Source organism: Arthrobacter sp. 01T425, from assembly GCF_056398725.1.
The window spans coordinates 27,388-47,654 of record NZ_JBFTPY010000021.1; the positions used below are offsets into that span (position 1 = coordinate 27,388).

General features: G+C 67.6%; 18 protein-coding genes, 2 tRNA genes and 1 pseudogene. 9 read left to right on the forward strand and 12 right to left on the reverse strand.

The window, feature by feature from the left end; all coding sequences use genetic code 11:
* Nucleotides 1-113 precede the first annotated feature (113 nt).
* The 4 genes from tmk to AC1DNG_RS18875 all read left to right on the forward strand — a co-directional run bounded on the left by tmk (nt 114) and on the right by AC1DNG_RS18875 (nt 3,740).
* On the forward strand, nt 114-770 hold the full coding sequence (gene tmk, locus AC1DNG_RS18860) for a dTMP kinase (RefSeq protein WP_476874223.1): 657 nt from the start codon (nt 114-116) through the stop codon (nt 768-770).
* Entirely contained in the window at nt 767-1,909 is a 1,143-nt protein-coding gene (locus AC1DNG_RS18865; protein WP_223914375.1) for a DNA polymerase III subunit delta', read from the forward strand. Before tmk ends, AC1DNG_RS18865 begins: the two co-directional genes overlap by 4 nt.
* A 60-nt stretch (nt 1,910-1,969) precedes the next feature.
* Nucleotides 1,970-3,553 carry an alpha/beta hydrolase gene (locus tag AC1DNG_RS18870; RefSeq protein ID WP_476870943.1) on the forward strand — a complete coding sequence of 528 codons (1,584 nt, stop codon included), beginning with the start codon at nt 1,970-1,972 and terminating at the stop codon, nt 3,551-3,553.
* A 114-nt stretch (nt 3,554-3,667) separates the two neighbouring features.
* Nucleotides 3,668-3,740: transfer RNA gene (locus AC1DNG_RS18875), tRNA-Thr, on the forward strand.
* Between the two features lie 187 nt (nt 3,741-3,927).
* On the opposite strand, the gene AC1DNG_RS18880 is transcribed toward AC1DNG_RS18875, so the two are convergent.
* The 3 genes from AC1DNG_RS18880 to AC1DNG_RS18890 form a co-directional block, all read right to left on the reverse strand.
* Nucleotides 3,928-4,449 (reverse strand): DUF805 domain-containing protein, encoded by a 522-nt coding sequence (locus tag AC1DNG_RS18880; RefSeq protein WP_476874222.1) that lies wholly within the window; start codon nt 4,447-4,449, stop codon nt 3,928-3,930.
* 496 nt (nt 4,450-4,945) lie between these two features.
* Nucleotides 4,946-5,698, reverse strand: coding sequence for an HNH endonuclease family protein (locus tag AC1DNG_RS18885; protein WP_476874214.1), 753 nt, complete (start codon nt 5,696-5,698; stop codon nt 4,946-4,948).
* Nucleotides 5,699-5,846: 148 nt separating this feature from the next.
* Entirely contained in the window at nt 5,847-7,625 is a 1,779-nt protein-coding gene (locus AC1DNG_RS18890) for a cellulase family glycosylhydrolase (RefSeq protein ID WP_476887994.1), read from the reverse strand.
* Between the two features lie 190 nt (nt 7,626-7,815).
* Between AC1DNG_RS18890 and AC1DNG_RS18895 the strand changes: the two genes are divergently transcribed.
* Nucleotides 7,816-9,129 carry an MFS transporter gene (locus AC1DNG_RS18895; RefSeq protein WP_476887995.1) on the forward strand — a complete coding sequence of 438 codons (1,314 nt, stop codon included), beginning with the start codon at nt 7,816-7,818 and terminating at the stop codon, nt 9,127-9,129.
* On the opposite strand, the gene AC1DNG_RS18900 is transcribed toward AC1DNG_RS18895, so the two are convergent.
* Entirely contained in the window at nt 9,126-9,599 is a 474-nt protein-coding gene (locus AC1DNG_RS18900; protein WP_476887996.1) for a hypothetical protein, read from the reverse strand. The two genes, AC1DNG_RS18895 and AC1DNG_RS18900, sit on opposite strands and share 4 nt — an antisense overlap.
* 86 nt (nt 9,600-9,685) lie before the next feature.
* Here AC1DNG_RS18900 and AC1DNG_RS18905 point away from each other — a divergent pair, with 86 nt between their 5' ends.
* Both AC1DNG_RS18905 and AC1DNG_RS18910 read left to right on the forward strand, forming a co-directional pair.
* A complete protein-coding gene (locus tag AC1DNG_RS18905; RefSeq protein ID WP_476857936.1) occupies nt 9,686-10,723 on the forward strand; it encodes a hypothetical protein in 1,038 nt (345 codons plus the stop codon).
* Nucleotides 10,724-10,759: 36 nt separating this feature from the next.
* Nucleotides 10,760-11,017: a hypothetical protein gene (locus tag AC1DNG_RS18910; protein ID WP_308443740.1), complete on the forward strand. Its 258-nt coding sequence runs from the start codon at nt 10,760-10,762 to the stop codon at nt 11,015-11,017.
* A 196-nt stretch (nt 11,018-11,213) separates the two neighbouring features.
* On the opposite strand, the gene AC1DNG_RS18915 is transcribed toward AC1DNG_RS18910, so the two are convergent.
* The 7 genes and pseudogenes from AC1DNG_RS18915 to AC1DNG_RS18945 form a co-directional block, all read right to left on the reverse strand.
* Entirely contained in the window at nt 11,214-12,059 is an 846-nt protein-coding gene (locus tag AC1DNG_RS18915) for an aldo/keto reductase (RefSeq protein WP_476887997.1), read from the reverse strand.
* A gap of 153 nt (nt 12,060-12,212) precedes the next feature.
* Nucleotides 12,213-12,680, reverse strand: coding sequence for a hypothetical protein (locus tag AC1DNG_RS18920; RefSeq protein ID WP_230007903.1), 468 nt, complete (start codon nt 12,678-12,680; stop codon nt 12,213-12,215).
* 7 nt (nt 12,681-12,687) lie between these two features.
* Nucleotides 12,688-13,365 carry a bacterial proteasome activator family protein gene (locus tag AC1DNG_RS18925; RefSeq protein ID WP_028276362.1) on the reverse strand — a complete coding sequence of 226 codons (678 nt, stop codon included), beginning with the start codon at nt 13,363-13,365 and terminating at the stop codon, nt 12,688-12,690.
* 189 nt (nt 13,366-13,554) lie between these two features.
* Complete coding sequence (locus tag AC1DNG_RS18930; protein ID WP_476874209.1) at nt 13,555-13,746, reverse strand: YbdD/YjiX family protein; 192 nt, start codon at nt 13,744-13,746, stop codon at nt 13,555-13,557.
* Between the two features lie 13 nt (nt 13,747-13,759).
* Nucleotides 13,760-16,099, reverse strand: a complete 2,340-nt coding sequence (locus AC1DNG_RS18935; protein WP_476887998.1) for a carbon starvation CstA family protein — start codon at nt 16,097-16,099, stop codon at nt 13,760-13,762.
* Between the two features lie 134 nt (nt 16,100-16,233).
* The gene (locus AC1DNG_RS18940) at nt 16,234-16,770 is read right to left on the reverse strand and encodes a PadR family transcriptional regulator (RefSeq protein ID WP_476887999.1); all 537 of its coding nucleotides are present in this window, start codon (nt 16,768-16,770) and stop codon (nt 16,234-16,236) included.
* A 178-nt stretch (nt 16,771-16,948) separates the two neighbouring features.
* A pseudogene (locus AC1DNG_RS18945) lies at nt 16,949-17,931 on the reverse strand (NAD(P)H-quinone oxidoreductase).
* Nucleotides 17,932-18,094: 163 nt separating this feature from the next.
* Between AC1DNG_RS18945 and AC1DNG_RS18950 the strand changes: the two are divergent.
* Both AC1DNG_RS18950 and AC1DNG_RS18955 read left to right on the forward strand, forming a co-directional pair.
* Nucleotides 18,095-18,182, forward strand: a tRNA-Ser gene (locus tag AC1DNG_RS18950).
* A gap of 597 nt (nt 18,183-18,779) precedes the next feature.
* Nucleotides 18,780-19,223 carry a hypothetical protein gene (locus AC1DNG_RS18955; RefSeq protein ID WP_476888000.1) on the forward strand — a complete coding sequence of 148 codons (444 nt, stop codon included), beginning with the start codon at nt 18,780-18,782 and terminating at the stop codon, nt 19,221-19,223.
* Nucleotides 19,224-19,277: 54 nt separating this feature from the next.
* Here AC1DNG_RS18955 and AC1DNG_RS18960 read toward each other — a convergent pair whose 3' ends face one another.
* Entirely contained in the window at nt 19,278-20,165 is an 888-nt protein-coding gene (locus AC1DNG_RS18960) for a helix-turn-helix transcriptional regulator (RefSeq protein WP_476850606.1), read from the reverse strand.
* Nucleotides 20,166-20,267: the final 102 nt, after the last annotated feature.

A 20,267-nucleotide genomic window follows, 5' to 3' on the forward strand; every position in this document is an offset into this window, starting at 1 on the left:
CCGGCAGGGTACCCAAGCCGTTACGCCGCAGACTTTGCGCAGACTAGAGTGTCGGTGATTGTCGGTACTCTTGAACGGTGACTACCCAGAGCCCCGGAGCGTCCCGCCGAAAGTTGACCGGCCTGTTGCCCGGACTGTTTATTGCCTTCGAAGGCGGAGACGGCGCCGGCAAGTCCACGCAGGCGGCTGAACTCGCCAAGGCCCTGGAATCACGTGGTTTTACCGTGTTGCGGACCCGGGAACCGGGCGGCACTGCGATCGGTGAGAAGCTGCGGTCCCTCGTGCTGGATCACGGCCACGGCCACATCGATGCCCATACCGAGGCCCTGATTTTCGCGGCATCCCGGGCGGCGCACGCGAGCCAGGTCATCCGCCCCGCCCTGGAACGCGGCGAGATCGTCCTCACCGACCGGTACATCGATTCCTCGGTCGCGTACCAAGGCGCCGGCCGAGGCCTCGGAACGCAGGCGGTCCGGGACATCAATGCCTGGGCCACATCGGACCTGCAGCCGGACCTGACCGTACTTCTCGACGTCGAACCCGCCGTTGGCCGGCAGCGGCGCACCGCCGGCCAGGCCGCCGAAGACCGCCTCGAGTCCGAGGCCGACGAATTCCATGCCAAGATCCGGGCGGCCTTCCTGGACCTCGCCTCGGCCCGGCCGGAGGCGTATCTGGTGCTGCCCGCCCGGCTGCCCGTCGCCGAACTCGCCGCCCGCATCCTCGAGCGCGTCGAATCCCTGCTGGCCGTCACCCAAAGCAGCACAGCATGACGGTCTGGGACGACCTCCAGGGCCAGGACGCCGTCGTGGCCCAGTTGCGCCAGGCGGCCCAGAACGAAGGGCTCACGCACGCGTGGCTTTTCACCGGCCCGCCCGGCTCCGGCCGTTCCAACGCCGCGAAGGCGTTCGCCGCGGCCCTGAACTGCGACCAGGAGGACGTCAGCCTGCGCGGCTGCGGCGAATGCCCGGCGTGCCTGACCATCCTCGGCGAAACCCATTCCGACGTCGCGTTCGTGCGCACGGAGAAGGTCACCATCACCATCGACGAGGCGCGCGAGCTCGTGTCCACCGCCGGGAACCGGCCCTCGTCGGGCCGGTGGCGGATCATCGTGGTGGAGGACGCGGACCGGATGGCCGAGCGGACCACCAACGTGCTGCTCAAGGCCATCGAGGAACCCACGCCCCGCACCGTCTGGATGCTCTGCGCCCCCTCCCCCGCCGATGTCCTGGTGACCATCCGCTCCCGCTGCCGGCCGGTGGCGCTGCGGCTTCCGCCGGCCGCCGCCGTCGCTGCCCTGCTGGTCAAGCGCGACGGCGTGGACCCGGCGGTCGCCGAGCGCGCCGCCCGCGCGGCGCAGAGCCACGTCGGGATCGCCCGCCGCCTGGCCCGGGACCCGGAGGCCAGGGAGCGCCGGCTCGAGACGGTCCGGTTTCCGCTGTCCCTTCGCGGCGTCACGGCGGCGGTCATGATGGCCGAGAAACTGGTCAAGATCGCCACCGAGGAAGCCAACAGCTCCAACGACGAGCGCGACGCCGCCGAGAAAACCGCGCTTCTTACCACCCTCGGGGCACCCGAAAGCGGCACGCTGCCGCCAGCCATGCGGAGCCAGGTCAAGCAACTCGAGGACGACCAGAAGCGCCGCGCCAAGCGTTCCGTCACCGATTCCCTTGACCGCACCCTGACGGACCTGTTGTCCTTCTACCGGGATGTCCTGATCATCCAGATGGGGAACGCAGTGGAACTCGTCAACGTTGAACTCAGAAGCGAACTCGAAGACTTCGCCTCCCGTTCCACCGCCGAAGTGACCCTTGCCCGAATGGACGCCATCAACAAGGCCCGCACGCGGATCACCACAACCAACGTGGCCCCGCTGCTGACGATCGAGTCCATGGCTTCCAGCCTTATTTGACGGTTCCGGCCGCTCCAACGATCATCTTCGCTTTCGTTCCTAGCCTCCAAGGAGAACCGCATGAAGCCTGCTCGACCCAAGTCCGCAAGATCCCGATCCCTGGCGATCGGCATGCGGGCCGTCGGCGCCGTGGCCCTGGCCCTCACGCTGGCCTCGTGCACCCTTTTCGGCGGCGGGGGCGGCAACGGGTCCAGTGCGCCGGCATCGGGGACAGCGGGGCAGGCGGACCCGTCAATCGTGGCGGCCGCGCCGGCCGAACTGCGCAGCTATTACTCCCAGCAGGTCGACTGGAAACCGTGTGAAGGCAACTTCCAGTGCGCCAAGATCAAGGTTCCGCTGGACTACAGCAAGCCCGACGGCGAACGCATCGAGCTTGCCGCCATCAAGCTCGCCACGACAGGTGACAAGAAGGGCACCCTGATGGTCAATCCGGGCGGCCCGGGCGGCTCGGGGTACGACTTCGTCAGGGATGCGGCCAACACCAACATTTCGGACAAAGTCCGGTCCGCCTACGACATCGTGGGCTTCGACCCCCGCGGTGTGAAGCGCTCCGCCCCGGTCACGTGCCTCACGGACAAGGAACGCGACGCGTCACGCGCCAAGACCTACGCCCTGGACACCGACGCCGGACTGGACGAGGCCCTGGCCGACAACAAGGCCATCGCTGCCAAGTGCGTGGAGAAAACCGGACCGGTGCTGGCCCACATCGACACCTTCAGCGCCGCCAAGGACCTCGACATCCTGCGCGGCGTGGCCAACGACTCAAAGCTAAACTACCTCGGCTACTCCTACGGGACCCTGCTGGGCTCCACCTATGCGTCGCTGTTTCCGGACAATGTGGGCCGGTTGGTCCTCGACGGCGCCATGGACCCGTCGCTGAGCAACGAGGAACTGACCCGCGACCAGGCCGTGGCCTTCGACAAGGCCCTCCACGCCTATGTCGCCAAATGCCAGCAGACGTCCGGATGCCCCCTCACGGGAAGCACCGAGGAAGGCGTCCAGCAGATCCACAACGCCATCAGCGCGGCCGAGGCGAACCCGCTGCCGGCGAAGGACGGACGGAAGGTCTCGGGCTCCACGTTTGTCAGCGGCCTCATCATCCCGCTCTACAACGATGACAACTGGCCGATCCTCACCCGTGCGCTCGCCACCGCCCTGGCCGGCGACGGCACGGGCATGTTGCAACTGGCCGACTTCGGCGCCGACCGCGATCCCAGCGGCACCTACACGTCAAACAGCACCTTCGCCTTCAACGCCATCAACTGCCTGGACTACCCGATGGTGTCCGACACCGCGTCCATGCGGGCCGAGGACCAGAAGCTGCGCCAGCTGTCGCCCACCCTGGGCTACTACTTCGCCTATGGCGGCAGCAACTGCAAGGACTGGCCGTACAAGAACGTCCGGACCCCTGCCCCGATCGAGTACAAGGGCTCGGCCCCGATTGTCGTAGTTGGAACCACCGGCGACCCGGCTACCCCCGTGGAATGGGCCAGTTCGCTGCGCAAGCAGCTTGGGAACGCCTCGCTGCTGACCTGGAAGGGTGAGGGCCACACGGCGTACGGCCGTTCCAACAGCTGCATCGGCAACGCGGTCGATGACTACCTGGTGGACGGAAAGGCCCCGGCGGACAACACGGTCTGCTAGGTCCGTGACGGGGCCGCATGGCGGCTTCGGTCGCTCATTTTGACCCGGACGCCGGGACTCTATTACAGTTGTCTCTTGCATGATCCGCCCGGTTCGCCGGGCATTCATGTGGTTGCTTCCTTAGCTCAGTTGGTAGAGCGTCTCACTCGTAATGAGAAGGTCGCCAGTTCGATTCTGGCAGGAAGCTCGGGAAGAACCCCGTATCACCGTTGACTTAACGGGGATACGGGGTTTTTTATTGGTTGCGGCGGGACGGGGCCGTACGGCGCCGCATAGGGCCAGGGCACACCTATGGCAGAAGAAGGCCCCGCAGCCCACAGGGGCGGCAGGGCCTTCTTGTAGTTCGTGCGGGGTCAGTGGGTGCGACCGGATGCTTATGCGGGGACGTCGAAGCGCTGGCCCTCGGGTTTTGATTCCAGCAGCGTGAAGACGAGGAGAATGATCCCGCCGATAAACGGGATGAGGACGATGAGGTACATCCAGCCGCTGAAGTTCGAGTCGTGGAGGCGACGGACCGTCAGGGCCAGGGACGGGACAATGACTGCCAGGAACCAGACGGCTGCCAGGATCAGCCCGATCATATAGGCGGGGCCGGGGACGCTGGCGCCGTTGGGGCCCAGTTTTGCGCCGGCCGCGCCACCGGCAAACATGATGACGTTCAAGACGATCGAGACGAGTCCGGAGACGAGCATCCACCACCAGTATTCGCTCCGGCTGGCGCGGCCGGAGAACGTCCCGTACTTCTTGAAGAACCGCGACGCGGCCTCTGGCAGGGAAGCGCCGTAGAGCGGTGCCCAGAGTGGCACGGGCCCGGATCCCTGAGCCGGGTATGCCGCAGCGGCGTACGGGTTCGGCGCCCACCCCGGGTTCTGCCGGGGCTGCTCGCTGGGCCACATCTGCCGGCCGGTGCCTTGCTGAGAATTATGCGGATCTGACAAGTGATGCTCCTTCACTGGTGTGGCGGGTGGATCCGGGAGGGTCAGGGGCCGTCGGCCGCGGCGGAATCGCTGAAGTGTGGCGCCTGGCTCGGCGGGGGCTGGACATGGGTCTGGGCACGCTCGGCTCCGCGGCGTTGCGCGTTGTGGACCTCGAGGCGGTGACGGCCTGCGATGACGGAGCTTAGACTGCTGCCGAGTAGCCGGCGCGGTTGTGCCATGGTCCCCCCAATACCGGGCACCCCAGCGGGCCCCCGGCTGTCATGCTACCGGCGTTTTCGTCCCGTGGGCACTATGGCATCCCGGAATGTTTCCGCAGGTCAGGGAGCAGAACGGGCCGACACCTTGGTGTGCCGTCCTTAGGGACGGAAGCTGCTCGACGAGACGGACGTTTGGTCGCGGGTTGGGCGCGGGTTAGGCGGCGCAGCCGAAGGTACCCCTCAGGGATGCGGTGCCGCTACTTGCAGGTGGCGAGAATCCCGGCGATGGCGTCGTGCTCGGGACGGGTCATCCACAGCTTGTACTTGGCCTTCACAGCAGTCTGGCGGGCGACGTATTCGCACCGGAACGCCTTGTTGGCTGGCAGCCAAGCATCGGCCGAGGAATCTGACTTCTGCTGGTTCGCGGGGCCGTCGGCGGACATCAGGTTCAGCGGATCATTGGCGAGCTGGAGGCGCTGGCCGGCGCTGATCTGCTGGGCGCCGGTCTGCCAGGCCAGCGACAGGGGAATAATGTGGTCGATCTGGACGTCCGCCGAGTTCTCACCACGGGTGAAGGTGATGGTCTTGCCGGTGTATTTGTCTGCAAGCTTGCCGGAGGCGATGACGCAATCCCTGGTCCCGGGCTTGGTCGTCACGTCGGTGAGGTCACGGCGGAGCATGTCGTTGCGCGTGTCGCAGCCGTTGTGGTCCACATCGGACCAGGCGGGACCGAACTGCCCGCGGCTGTACCCGGTCTTTGGGGCCTTGCCCTTCAACGGGATGGACGCCAGCTGGGCTACGGCCGCGGCGGCCTCGCCCGGGTGCGCGGTGCCGGTGCCGGTGCCGGTGCCGGGAGCCTGGGACGCGGCCGCGCTGTGCACGGCGTCAGCGACTTTGGCGCCAACGTGGGCTGCGGCATCACAGCCGGCGAGGGAGCCTGCGAGAAGCAGGCCGGCAAGGACGGTCAGGGACTTGGTGGCGGCGGAGCGGGAGATGTTCATGCCTATCATGAGTGCGGCGAAAATGACCAGATTACCCGCGCCCCGTTCCGCGCCCGCGCAGGCCGGAGCATGGAGTCGCTCACGTGCAGCTGTGGCCGCGGCTCCAGGCTGCTTCTCGTCAACACGTTGCGCGGTGAGGGCGTCCTTGCACGGCCGGCTACTTCAGGGTGAGCACCGGGTTCACGGGAGCCTTCAGCGAATCCACCTGCAGGCCTACGGACAGTTTCTGGCCGGCGGCGACCTTGGTGGCCCAGTCCGAGCCGCTGCAGGTCACCGACACCTTGGGGAGTACCGTGCAGCTGATGCCCCAGGAGTTGGCCACCCGGGTGACGTTCGGATCGGGCCAGCTCACGCTCCAACCGGCCGCCGCCCGGAGGCCGGTGACCTCAATATTGGCCACGTAGCCGCCGGTCCATGAACTGCCGAGTTTCCAAACCGCGCTGATCGGCGCGCCCGATGTAGGGGTGGGAGACGGCGAGGGCGTCGGCGTGGCGGTCGGCGTCGGCGTCGCCGTGGCCGTGGGCGTGACGGTCGGCGTCGGCGTCGCGGTGACGGTCGGCGTCGGGGTGACGGTCGGCGTCGCGGTGACGGTCGGCGTCGCGGTGGCGGTCGGCGTCGGGGTGCCGTTCAGGATGGGCGCGAGCGCGGCCAGTTTGGCGGCCTCCGGGGTGCGCCAGTCCGCCTGGACAAGGCCTCCGGTAATGCCGCTGTTCGGGTTGAACGCCCAATACGCGAAGCTCATGGAATTGGTCCCGAGGTAGGAGACGATCTTCTCCATCCACTGCTTGTCCGACGTGGTCTGCAGCGCGGTCCCGAACTCTCCGAGCAGAACCGGGGCGATGCCCTGCTTCTGGATGTAACCCCAGTTGGCATCCCACACGGCCGGCAGGTTGTTGGGGTAGGTGGGGTCGCTGAACCACTTCTGCGCAAACAGCGACGCCGGGTAGTCATGCGGGGAATAGACCACGCGGCTGGGCGTGGCCAGGGTGACCGGCTTGTTCTTGACGTCGGCCAGGCCGCCGCCCCACCAGGTGGAGGTGCCGTTGCCCTGGTTCTCGATGCCCTCAACGATGATCAGCAGGTTGGGGTTGGAGGCCAAGACGGCGTTGCCGCCGCGGGTGGCCGCGGCTTGCCAGTCGGTGGCCGCGGCGCCGCCCCACGTCGCCGCCCCGGCAGGCTCATTGTGAAGGTCGGCGCCGATGACGGTGGGTTCGTTCTTATAGCGGGCGGCGAGCATTTGCCAGTCAGCGATCCACTTCGACTCCGGGTAGGCGGAGGTGTACCAGAGCGGGGACTGGTCGGCAGAGGACGGCCGGTGCCGGTCCAGGATGATCTGCAGGCCGTTGGCCTTCGCGCGGGCGATCACCGTGTCCATCAGGACCAGGGGCGTCTTGCCCTCCAGCGCGTAGGCGCGGTTGGCCCAGTAGTTCAGGTTGCCCTTGATGGATGCCGCTGCCAGGCACTCGTTGGAGAACGGCAGGCGGACGGTGTTGAATCCCATCGATTTGATGTTGGCCAGGGCCTCGTCGATGGTCAGTGTTCCCCAGAGCCCGTGCGGCATGCAGTCGGTGGTTTCCATGCCGAACCAGGACGCGGCCTTGATCGTATACGGGGCGTTGTTCGAGTCCAGGATCCTCCCGCCAGAGGTGTGCAGCCAGCCGGTGGGCGGCGTTGTGGCGGCAGAGGCCAGGGGAAGCGAGGCCGCGACGACGCCGGTGAGGGCCAGTCCGGCAGCCACAGCGATGCCCAGAAGTGTGGCAGTGAGGCTCGGGCCCCTTCCCCCGGCGTGGAGTGGGGGATTCGAAAACGGTTTCACAGTTCCTCCGTGAGAATGGCGTGCAGGTGCGGCCTGGTTGGTGCGGCTCTTGGCGCGCGGGGCGGCACCGAGGATGAGGGCCCCTTCCGGCGGGTGCCGGTGGGTGCCGTCCGAGCTCATGGGTGTGTTGCCTTTCAGTCCGTCATTGTGGGTCCCCCCGGCCCGCACAATACGGATCGGCTCTCAAAAAGTACCAAGCTGCCGCCCAGAAAGAACCTCTTTGGCCAATATTTCCTTCTGCGCCTCGACCCCGCGACAGGCCCCTGACCTGCGTATTGTCTTTTTCCGGGCCGTCCGTCAGCCTTAGGAAATGGAACGGCCCCGGCGCAGGATGCCAGCCGGCCAGCAATACCCGCCGTCGCGGTCCGGCCAAACCGGGAATTGGCGGCACCGGCTGTGGGGCCCGGTTGTCGGCTTCGGCCTGGTCAGCCTCGCCGCGGACATGGTGTCCGACGGCGCCCGCCCGCTCGGCGGTCCCCTGCTGGCTCAGCTCGGTGCGTCCGCGCTGTTCGTCGGCCTCGTGACCGGCGCCGCCGAAGCCGCGTCCCAGGGACTCCGGCTGGTGTTCGGCCCCTGGGCGGACCGCACCGGGAAGTACTGGACTTTCACGATGGCCGGCTATGTGCTGACGGCGGTGTGCGTCCCGCTGCTGGCGTTGACGCCGTTCGCCGGGACCGCCGGGATGGCCCTGGCGGCCGTGCTCATCATCGGGGACAGGGTCGGCAAAGCCGTCCGCAGCCCGGCGAAAACCGTGCTGCTCGCCACCGTTGCCGGGCCGGTTGGCCGGGGCCGCGGCTTCGCCGTCCACAAGTCCCTCGATCTGGCCGGGGCGCTCTTGGGCCCGTTGCTCGTCTCGGCGGTGCTGGTTGCCACCGGCTCACTGCCGGCAGCCTTTGCGGTGCTCATCATTCCGGCGGCGGCGGCGCTGGCGATTCTCGTGTGGCTGCGCCGCCGCGTCCGGGATCCCGGCGCGGACAGGCCTGCGGCCGACCCCTCCGACCTGCCGGAGCCGCCCCGCGGGAAACCCGCCGGGCGGCCGCCGTCGGCGCTCTCCAGCGTCTTCATCCTGTTCGCGTTGGCCGGGTTCTTCTGGAGCGCCGGACTGGTCGCCTTTGGCGTCATCTCCTATCACCTGACGGCCGACGTGGCCGTCCCCGTCCCGGTGGTTCCGCTGCTGTACGCCGGCGCCATGGGGGCCGGCGCCGTGGGGGCCCTCGCCAGTGGCGTCCTGTACGACCGCGCCGGGGCGTCCGTGCTCCTGGCACTGCCCGTGCTGATTATGGGGGTGCCCGTGCTGGCCTTGGCGCCGAGCGCCGGGCTCGTGCTCGCGGGCGTCCTGGTCTGGGGCGCCGCCACCGGCATCCAGGACTCCACGGTCAAGGCGTTGGTTGCCGATCTGGTGCCCCAACCCCGGCAGGGCACGGCGCACGGGGTGTTCGCGGCGTTCGAGGGCGCCGGTGCCTTGGCCGGCGGCGCCCTGTACGGGTCACTTTACGGCGCACGGCCGGCGCTCATCGCTGCCGTGGCCGCACTGCAGGCAACGGCCTTCGTCCTGCTGCTCGTCACGCTGCACCGGGCCCGGCACGCATCACCTGGCCAAGGGCCCGCGGATGGGCTGAGTTAGCGCGCCCAGACCGAGGCCGCGCCGGAATGTCCCGTGATGATGCTCTGGTAAATGAAGAAGCCCCCCGCGAGGGCGCCGGCAATCAGGACGGCTCCCCGGACAATCCCGTTGCTCCGAAGGCCGCCAAGGAACGCCAGGCGCCGGCCAAAGGGCTCGTAGGTGACTATCAACATTGCCGCGACCAGGATGAAGAAGATCACGGAAAGCACTTTGAGTACGTCGCCTTCCTGGGCGTGCTCGTGGACCACCGCCGACGCCGGACGGACTTTCTCCAACTGCTCGCCTGCCTGCGCGGTCAAGAGTGTTACTGGCACCAGCCCCAGTGACAACACGCCCAGGGGCCAGGCCAAGTAGCCCCACCAGCGCCGTGCCACGGCATAAACGATGGCGCCAAGACCTGCGATGGGCGCTAATACCACTACGGCGTGGACGAGCAGGACATGGGCCGGGAGCCCACCAATTTCGATCAAGTGAAATCTCCTCCAGAACGTGACGGCACCGGGTCTGATGATGGGGCAGCGAACTCGCGGCGGGGCCAGACTCCTATGATTCTTGCATGGGATCGCGGGAACTAGCGGGCATTGCCGGACCGCTCTATGCATTGCCCTACGGGGATTTCGTGGCTGCTAGAACGGCGGCGGCCAAAGACGTCAGTTCCGCGGGCGTCACCGCCGCCGAGCAGCGTGCCCTGGCGGCCGCAGTCCGTGCCCTGCCCAAGCCGTCGGTGGCGGCGTGGGCGGTGAACATGCTGGCGGCGCACAGCCCCGAAATCCTGCGGGAGCTGGCTGCGCTGGGGACGTCGATGCAGGCCGCACAGGATGCCCTGGATGCAGCGGACCTCCGTCGCCTCGCCCAGCAGCGGCGCCAGCTCCTCGGCAGCACGGTGAAGGCGGCACAGGCCTTGGCGGCCCGGCACGGACGGGCCATCAGCGCCGCCGTCGCGACGGAAGTGGAGCAGACCCTGCGGGCCGCCACCGCCGATCCGGGGGCCGCCGCCGCCGTGCAAAGCGGCTGCCTGCTCCGGGCGCTCTCGGCGGACGGGGTCGACGTCGTCGATCTCGCCGGCGCAGTGGCTGTCCCGGGGAGCCATGCGGCGACGGTGCCCGGCACTGGAGCCGCGCCTGGAACGGCCAGCGTCCGCGGGACAGAACCAGCGCCCGGCGCCGGCGGGACAGAACCGGCGGACCGGACCGCACAGCGTGGCACAACTGCCGGCGGAAAGCCGACAACGGAACAACCCCGCCTCCGGGCCGTCGGCACGGCACGGATGACGCCCACGCCGTCGGCGGTGGAACGGGCGCGGGCCGCCCTGGAGGCAGCCGAAGTGGCCGCCGCGGAAACCGACGAGGAGGCAGGCCGCGCGGCCGCGGAGCTGGCGGAGGTGACGGCGGAAACCACCCTGCTGGCCGACGAGGTGCGCGAGCTCAGGCGGCGTCTGGACGCGGCAGAAGCCGGTCTCAAAACGGCCCGGAAGAATCACGAGCTGGCGGCGGCTTTGGCGCAGCAGACGGCACGGGCCGCCGACCGCCAGCGACGCAAGGAAGTCCTGGCGCGTGAACGGGTGCTGCGGCTCGGCAACACGCCGGAGGAGTGAAGTCTTAGTGTCGGAGGTCAGTCGCACACTGGAAGCATGGAGAACAACCAGAATTTCCAGCAGAGTTTCCGCCATGATATCGAGTCAGATTTTGAGGCGGATTTCAACGACGCACAGGACGGCGCACTGTATTTCGCGGTCACCTACCTGGACACCGACTGCGGCCGGATCCGCACCGAGAGCTTCGATGACGCTGCCGCCGCAGACCGCTTCGCCAGCCGCTGCGTTGCGGGCGAAGACGGCTGGGCCGTGGTCGATGCAATTCCGGCGAAAGAGCGCCGGGCCGCCGCCTGACTCCGGGGGCTTTCGGGACCGGCGCCTGTGTCCGGGCCGTCTATCTCCGAGCGCGTGGGATTGGCCGGTCACGGTCGCGGACGGCGGGAAGGTGCCGGAAGGCGGGAAGGTGCCGGAAGGCGGGAAGGGCCTCCACCCCGTGCGGGGTGAAGGCCCTGTGTGATCGCCGGCTGGCTGCCGGCGTCATGGGAGGTGCTTAGGCGAAGTCGGAGACGGCCGGATCCGGACCGATCCGGCCAGCATCTTCGGCGGAACGGTCCAACCCGTTAATGGCCTGGATGTCAGTCTCGTCGAGGCTGACGTCCAGGGCCGCGTAGTTCTCGCGGATCCGGGACTCGGTCACCGACTTCGGGATGACCACGTTGCCGATGGCCAGGTGCCAGGCGATGACAACCTGGGCCGGGGTGGCGCCGTGCTTGGCGGCAATCTGGGCAATGACGGGGCTCTCGAGGAGCTCGCCGCCCTGGCCCAGCGGCGACCATGCCTGGGTGAGGATGCCCTTGGACGCGTTGAATTCGCGCAGGTCGGCCTGGCTGAAGAACGGGTGCAGTTCGACCTGGTTGATGGCCGGAACTACGCCAGTCTCATCGATCAGGCGCTGCAGGCCTTCCTTGGTGAAGTTGGAGACGCCAATGGTCTTGACCCTGCCGTGCTTCTGGAGCTCGATGAGGGCCTTCCAGGTGTCAACGTATTTGTCCTGCTTGGGCTGCATCCAGTGGATCAGGTACAGGTCCAGGGTCTCGAGGCCGAGCCGCTCCATGGATTCCTCGAACGCCTTCAGGGTGGACTCGTAGCCCTGGTCCGCGTTCCACAGCTTGGTGGTGATGAAAATTTCCTCGGGCTTGAGGCCGGAACGCTCGATGGCGCGGCCTACGCCTGCTTCGTTGCCGTAGATCTTTGCCGTGTCGATGTGGCGGAAGCCGGCCTCGAACGCCTGGACAACCACCTTTTCGGCCACGTCATCTTCAACCTGCCACACGCCGTAGCCAAGCTGGGGGATGGTGTTGCCGTCATTGAAAGTCAGTTCCGGTGAAAAAGTCATATAAGTATCCTGCCAACTTCGGCGCCCTCCGGCCAGCGACAGGCCGCCGCTAAGCTAGGCGCGTAACCGGGAATACCCGGGGATTTCGGGAAATATCGGGAACCCCAGCCATGCCGGGGCGGGCCTGTGCAAGAGACTAATTCGCGTAGCGGCTCAGGCTGGCGTAGGCCCGCCGCCGTCGGCTTCCGCAAGCCGCCGCTCGGCGTCGTGGACCTGTTCCAGCACGGAATCGGCGCGCCGGCGCACCGACGCGGCACCGGCCGGGACCGGCCCCACTGCGAGCCGGAGCATCGCGGCCGCCTCAGCCGTCATGGCCAGGGAGTTGCCGGCCGTCGACAGGGCGCGGTGGACCCCTGCCAGCGGCCCCGGGATATCCAATCCACTGCTGGGAAAGCGCCGCTGGGCCTCCACGCAGACCTGCCGGACCCGGGGCGCGAGCGCGGAGAGCTGATTGGCGATCTCGACGAGCTCGCCGTACAGGGCCTCGTCTTCGACCCCCTCAAGGACCTGGTGGTAGCGGTCAAGTCCGCGGTTGAACCGGTCGTGGGCGCGCCGCCAGAGCCCCTTGCCAAGTTCTGCGTCGTCCCTGCGGCCTTGCCGTGCTGCGCTGAAGAAGCCCAAGGTCGCGCTAAAGGTACTGGCCCGGGCCATGGTCAGGGTCCGCGGGTTCGGGCGGCTCGGGGGACTCCGCGCCGTGACGCGGCGCGGCGGCGCGGACCGGTTCGCCGTTTTCCCCGATGATGACGCCCGGCGCGATCACGGTTCCGGGCGGCAGCTGGCGCAGCTGCATTTGGGCGTAGGTGTGCTCCCTGGCGGCGTGCTGCGCCGCGATGGCCGTCTGGATGCCGTGGAAGAGCCCCTCAAGCCAGCCGACCAGCTGGGCCTGGGCTATCCTCAGTTCCGCGTCGGAGGGGGTGGCGTTCTCCGGAAAGGGAAGGTTGATCCGTTCGAGCTCCTCAACGAGCTCCGGGGCCAGGCCGTCCTCGAGTTCTTTGATGGACCGGTCGTGGATTTCGGCCAGCCGGACGCGGGCCGCGTCGTCCAGGGGCGCGGACTTCACCTCGTCCAGCAACTGCTTGACCATCGTGCCGATCCGCATGACCTTCGCGGGCTGGTCCACGAGGTCCTGAAGTTCGCTGCCCCGGGGCGGCCTGGGCCCGGCACCGGATCCACCGGCGCGGCCGGGCGGCACTGCAGCCGGTGGCGCCAGGGGCGTCCCGGGCAGGGCGTCATCCACGGGTGTGCCTTCGACGGGCACGTCGTCGGCAGTTTGGGCGCGGGGCTGAGTGTCGTGCTGATCGCTCATGGCTTCATACTCTCACGCGCCGGGCGCCCCGGACCCGGCGTCCGCCGGAAGCGGAGGGGCGGCGTCGGACACCGTTGTGCCCCACGCCGCCCCTCCCCCGGCCCGGCCGGGCCAGCTGCCCAGCATCAGCCGCTCAGCAACACCGGCTCAGCAGCACCAGCTCAACAACACCGGCTCAGCAGCACCGCCTCAACAACACCGCCCCTGCGGGTTGGTGTCCTGCCGGTCGGTCCGGTCACGCCAGAAGTCCCGCTCGGTGAGGGGCGGGCTGGTGTGCCCGGCGGCCTCATGGTGTTCCAGGTACTTCTTGTAGGCATCGGCGCCCAACACTCCGCCGAGGTATGCGGCAAAGCCGCGGACCCCGGCAAGGACGGCGTTCACGTCGGGCTCCGCATCAGTGGTGCCCGGACTTTTCGAGCCGTTCTCCGGCCGGGAGCTGGTTCCACTCGGCCACGAGGTCACGCTCCGCCGCCGTGGGAACAAACCCTGCCGGGGCGAAGACACGGGAGGCCCGGGCGGGGTCTTCGTTCTCGGCGTTGGGGAGCCCCGCGGCCGTGTTCCGCAGGGCCTTGATGGTCGCCATCACCGCCGTGACGATGACGATGATGCTCAGCACCACGAAGATGATCGACAGCCATCCCTGGATCATGGTGTTGCGGACCACGGCCTCCATGGCGGCCTGGGTCTTGGCGGTCCCGAAGGACGTCTTGCCGTCCGCCAGAGCCTTGGCGAAGGCTGCGTTGTTGGCGAAGTAGCCCACCGCCGGAACGGGCGAGAAGATCTTGTAGAAGCTCGCCGTGATGGTCACGACGGCGGCGAACGCCAGCGGCGCCGCCACGATCCACAGGTACTTCGGGGCGGTGCGCTTGGCGGCAATGGCCAGGCAGACCGAGAGGGCGATGGCCGCCAGCAGCTGGTTGGCGATGCCGAACAGCGGGAACAGGGTGTTGATGCCGCCCAGCGGGTCGGTGACGCCCATGATCAGGACCGCGCCCCATGCGGCCACCATGATGGCCGTGCAGAGCCAGGCACCCGGGCGCCAGGAGTGTTCCTTGAACTTCGGGACGAAGTTGCCGATCGAGTCCTGGAGCATGAACCGGGCAACGCGGGTGCCGGCGTCGACGGCCGTGAGGATGAAGAGGGCCTCAAACATGATGGCGAAGTGGTACCAGAAGGCCATCATCGCGGTGCCGCCGATGAACTGCTGCATGATGTGGGCAAGGCCGACGGCGAGGGTGGGCGCGCCGCCCGAACGCGACACGATGCTTTGCTCCCCGACGTCCTTGGCCGTCTGCGCGAGATCACCGGCCGTGATGTTGACGCCGGACAGGCCCAGGCTGTTGACCCACGCGGCCGCGGTCTCGACGGTCCCGCCGGTCAGCGCCACGGGGGCGTTCATGGCGAAGTAGATGCCGCGGTCAATGGAGATTGCGGCCACGAGGGCCATGATGGCCACGAAGGATTCCATGAGCATGCCGCCATAGCCGATCAGGCGCGTCTGGCGCTCCTTCTCGATCAGCTTCGGTGTGGTGCCGGAGGCGATCAGTGCGTGGAACCCGGACAGCGCGCCGCAGGCGATCGTGACGAACAGGAACGGGAACAGGGCGCCGGAGAACACCGGACCGTTGTCCCGGCCGGCGAACTCGCTGAAGGCCGGCACGGTGATTTCGGGGCGGACCACGATGATGGCCAGCGCCAGCATCACAATCACGCCGATCTTCATGAACGTGGAGAGGTAGTCGCGGGGGGCCAGGAGGAGCCAGACGGGCAGGATGGCTGCGATGAAGCCGTAGATGATGAGGCCCCAGGCGATGGTGACCTTGTCCAGGTGGAAGAACGCGGCACCCCATTCGGTGCCCGCCACGGCGCCGCCGCCGATGATGGCAGCCATGAGCAGCACGAAACCGATCACGGACACCTCCATGACCTTGCCCGGCCGGATGAAGCGCAGGTACACGCCCATGAAGAGGGCGATCGGGATGGTCATGCCCACCGAGAAGACGCCCCAGGGGCTCTCGCCGAGGGCGTTGACAACCACCAGGGCGAGGATGGCCACGATGATCACCATGATGAGCAGGGTTGCGACGAGGGCGGCCGTGCCGCCGATGACGCCGAGTTCCTCGCGGGCCATCTGGCCCAGGGACCGGCCCCCGCGGCGCATGGAGAAGAACAGGACGAGGTAGTCCTGGACGGCGCCGGCAAGGACGACGCCGATGATGATCCAGATCGTGCCGGGCAGGTAGCCCATCTGGGCCGCGATGACCGGGCCCACCAGTGGGCCGGCGCCGGCGATGGCGGCGAAGTGGTGGCCGAAGAGGACGTTGCGGTCCGTCCGGACGTAGTCCTTGCCGTCGGCCTTGTATTCGGCCGGGGTGGCACGGCGGTCGTTGGGCTTGGTCAGGTAACGCTCAATGACCTTGGAGTAGAAGCGGTAGCCGATCAGGTAGGTGCAGACGGAGGCGAACACAAACCAGATGGCATTGACGGTCTCGCCGCGGATGATGGCGAGCATGAACCAGGCGATCCCGCCCAGCAGCGCAATGGCCGCCCACAGCGCGATCTTGGCGGGCGTCCAGGCGCGGTCCGCGGCGTCGCGGACCGACTCATCCACCGACGTCGGCGGGAGGGACGAGTCCGGGACGACCCCGTCGTCGAGTTGCGCGGTGCCACGCGCGCTGCCCTGCGTGAGGTTGTTTGTGCTTTCGCGTTGTGTGCCATCTGGCATTGTGCCCATGTCTCCTCCTTGAGAAACCCAGCTGGGCAGTCCACCGGTACAGAACTGCCCTCCGGCACCCTACCAATGCGGGCGGGTCCCGGCCGGGTCCCTGCGCCCGGCGGTGTGGATTGCGCGACGAGCGGTCGGCCCGGCTACGCCCGGAGGTTGCTGAGCTGCACGAGGCGGGCCTCGCAGAGGTCCAGCCAGCGCACCTCGGCTTCGGTCTGGAAGATGAGGGAATCCAGCACCAGGAGCCTGGCGGTGTCGGCCGGGCGCTGAAGCGCGGCCGTGTCGCGGCGGGACTTGGTGTAGTCCTGCAGCGCGCGGATGGAGACCGTCCGCTGGGCCTGGATGATGGCGCCGACGTCTGTCCCGGGAATCGTGAGGCCGAGGGCGAGCTTGATGGCCAGTTCATTCCGGGGCGGATTCGCGCGGGATACCGGGGCCGTGAACCAGGCGCCGACTTCGGTCCGGCCGGCCGTGGTGACGCTGTAGATGACGTGCCCGTCGCCGTCGCCGCCGTCTTTGCGGACCAGCCCGTCGCGTTCCAGCCGGTCCAGGGTGGTGTAGACCTGTCCGATGTTCAGCGGCCAGGAGGACCCGGTGCGGTCCTCGAATTCGGTCCTGAGCTGGTACCCGTAGCGCGGGCGGTCCTGCAAGAGGGCGAGGAGACTGTGACGGATAGACATGGCGCCCCCCGGAATCGCTAAGTCACGAAATCACACAGCATACACGCGCCCCAAGACGCGTGTATACCGCGTATGGAACCACGCTATCGTCTTTGGTGTCCTTGCCGCAAAACAGCGCATGCCCCGCACGGAATAAGTCGGCCCGGACCTGCGGTTTCAGGCCGGATCCGGCACCCCGCTACATGACCAGCAGGACCTTGCCCACGTGGTCGCCGGAGTCGAAGTAGGTGTGTGCGGCGGCGACCTGGTCCAGCGGGAAGCTCTTGGCCACGAGGGGCCGGATCCTGCCGTCGGTCAGCATCGGCCACACGGCGTCGCGGACGGCGTTCATGATCACGGTCTTTTCCTCGACCGGGCGGGGACGCAGTGCGGTGGCGATGATGGCGGCCCGTTTCTGCAGCAGCTGGCCAAGGTCCAGTTCCGCCTTCGCGCCGCCCTGCAGCCCGATCACCACGAGGCGTCCGTAGTCGGCGAGCGCATCGATGTTCTGCTCGAGGTATTTGGCCCCGACGACGTCGAGGATGACGTCCGCGCCCTTTCCGCCGTTTTGCGCGCGCAGGCTCGCCGGGAAGTCTTCCTCCGCGTAGTTGATGGCGATGTCCGCCCCGAGGAAGGCTTTGGCGGTGCCGACTTTTTCCGCGTTCCCGGCCGTCGTGGCCACGCGGGCGCCAACGGCCTTGGCCAGCTGGATGGCCATGGTGCCGATACCGCCTGTGGCTCCGTGGATGAGGACAGTTTCGCCCGGCTGCAGCTGCGCCGTCATGATCAGGTTGGAGTACACGGTCGCGGCGACCTCGGGCAGCGATGCGGCCGTGACCAGATCCACGCCGTCGGGGATCCTCAGGACCTGACCGGCGGGCACGGCCACCTTCTGGGCATATCCGCCGCCGGCGAGCAGCGCCACCACCTTGTCCCCACGGAAAACGCCTTGGTCACGCCCGGACCGAACCCTGCGATCCGGCCGGAGACCTCCAGCCCGGGGACCTCGGAGGCGCCCGGGGGCGGCGGGTAGAAGCCCTTGCGCTGCTGGACATCGGCACGGTTAAGGCCCGCGGCCACGACGTCGATCAGCACCTCCCCGGGGCCGGCCACCGGGGCCTGAACCTCACGGACTTCCAGGACCTCGGGTCCGCCGGGCTCTGAGATATAGACAGCCTTCATGGAGCACTCCCGATTCCTAACTGGCTCCGCGCACGTTCGCCGCGATCGCCAGGTCCGATCAACATCACTCCCCAGAATATGGCGGGGAGCTGCACACGTCCGCAAGCGCACCGTGTTTTTGGTTTTTGTGGCAGCCGACTGCCTATGAAAGACTACTCGTTAGGGAAGGTTGTCCGAGCGGCCGATGGAGCTGGTCTTGAAAACCAGTGTGCGGTGACCCCGTACCAAGAGTTCGAATCTCTTACCTTCCGCGGGAGCGCAGATCTTGCGCGGTTCAGAGGCCGGCCCGGGGCGATCGAAAGATCGTTCCGGCCGGCCTTACTCGTCTCCGCCCCGGAGTGAAACTCCTGACCGGCCCAAGAATCATCAGGTGTCAGTGTTGGCCGTGTTGGCGGCCAACTGGCAGCCCAAGGTAACGGTTCAGCACCGTCTTCCAGACCTGACAATAACTTCCGGCCGCATACCTGATACTGAGGTCTCGAGCGGGATAATCACCCCGCCGTCGCAAATATTGGGGGAACAATTAAGTGGGTCTCAACCGCACCGGGTTTTACGCGCATGCCACAATGGCGGGCATTGCGCTCAGCCTCGTCCTTGCCGGATGTGCATCACGGCCAGGAACTGATCCTGCCGCTGCCGCTCCGCGCTCGACCACCGGGTCCACGGCTGGGGCCGCGCCGACCGTGACGGCCACACCAACCGCCACTCCAGCACCGGTGGCGCCGACCGCCAGCGCGGCACCCCCGGTGGCGGCGCCTGCCCCGTCAGCGAAGCCTGCAGCACCTGCGCGGAAGACGTTCACTTTCCCGGATGGCCACATTTCCTTCACGTATCCGTCGACCTGGACCGTGCGCACGGTCCTCCCGCCTGCCCGAACCGTCCCCGGCGTTGAAGCGATCGTTTCCGACGGCGCCGGCAACGATCTGCTCTCACTACAAAATGGCTTTACCACTGGTTGTGCAGCTGCGCCCACCTCCCGCGAAGTGTTCGATAAGGCGCAGGCTCCGGGAATGACCGCACCAGACGGCACTAAACCTGTTTTTGGGTTCGCCGTGGAATCCTCTTCGACCCGCGATTTTTACGGAATGGGTCTCCGCGATCCTCGATACCTGGAGCAGGGCAAAGGCGTCACCTCAAGCTGCGGGCTCCTTGCAACGGGGAACGGAGGGCTCACCACGAGTGTTCTTTTCAACAACCCCGCGTTCCCGACCCGGGCCGCCGCTAAGGCCTGGATGGCAACAGACCAATACGCCCAGCTCAAGGCGCTGCTCGTCAGCCTGAACTACGTCTAAGGCAACTCCGGCGCCGGGTAACACGCTCTCTGGCGGCACGGAACTTTCCCTCCTTCAGCTGGTTGCCCGGCGCCGTTCGATCGTGGCGTCGTCGCTTGCACTCCAGCTGGCGAGGAGGTGCAGCCGTTCCGCTGAGGGCGAGCCCGGCTCGGCGGTGTAGACCAAGAGGACCAGGCCCGGTTCCGCGGTGATCGCCAGTTCCTCGTAGGCCAGCGTGAGTTCGCCGGCCACGGGGTGGTGAAAGCGTTTCGTGCCGGACCCGTGAGTCCGCACATTATGGGCGCCCCACAGTGTCCGAAACGTCTCACTGCGGGTCGACAGTTCGCCGACCAGGTCCTGCATGGTGCGGTCGTGGGGGTCGCGGCCGGCTTCAGCGCGCATGATGCCGACGCACATTTCGCCGAACAAGTCCCAGTCGGGGTAGAAGTCGCGCGAGGCGGGGTCGAGGAACTGGAACCGCGCCAAGTTAGGGGTGCGGCCGCCGTCCCCGATCACCGGAGAGTAGAACGCCCGGCCCAACGCGTTCGTCGCGAGCAGGTTCTGGTACGGGTCGCGAACGAATGCGACGCCCTCGGTGATCGCTTCCAGCGCCCACTGCAGGCTCAGACGCGCCCCTGCCTGGACGGTCGCGCGCCTGCGCGACCGTCCAGAGGTCGGGATGCCGTCTGCGGCGCGGGCCAGATCGAACAAGTGGGCACGCTCGGTGTCGTCAAGCCGGAGGGCCCGGGAGATGGATTCGAGCACGGACGAGGACGCACCGGCGATGGAACCGCGCTCCAGCTTGGCGTAGTACTCCACGCTGACGTCGGCGAGGACCGCAACCTCGCTGCGCCTCAATCCGGCCACCCGTCGGTTCGAGCCTGCCGCAAGGCCCGCTTGTTCCGGCGTCAGTCGTGCACGGCGCGACATCAGGAACTCACGCACTTCACCCCGGTTATCCATGCATCAAGGGTAAATCGCTGCGGCCAAACAAGGGGTTCCCTCCCGGTACACGTCTCACCGGGGACTCCCCCGCCCGCGGAAATCGGGCTTGACTGGCCAGAG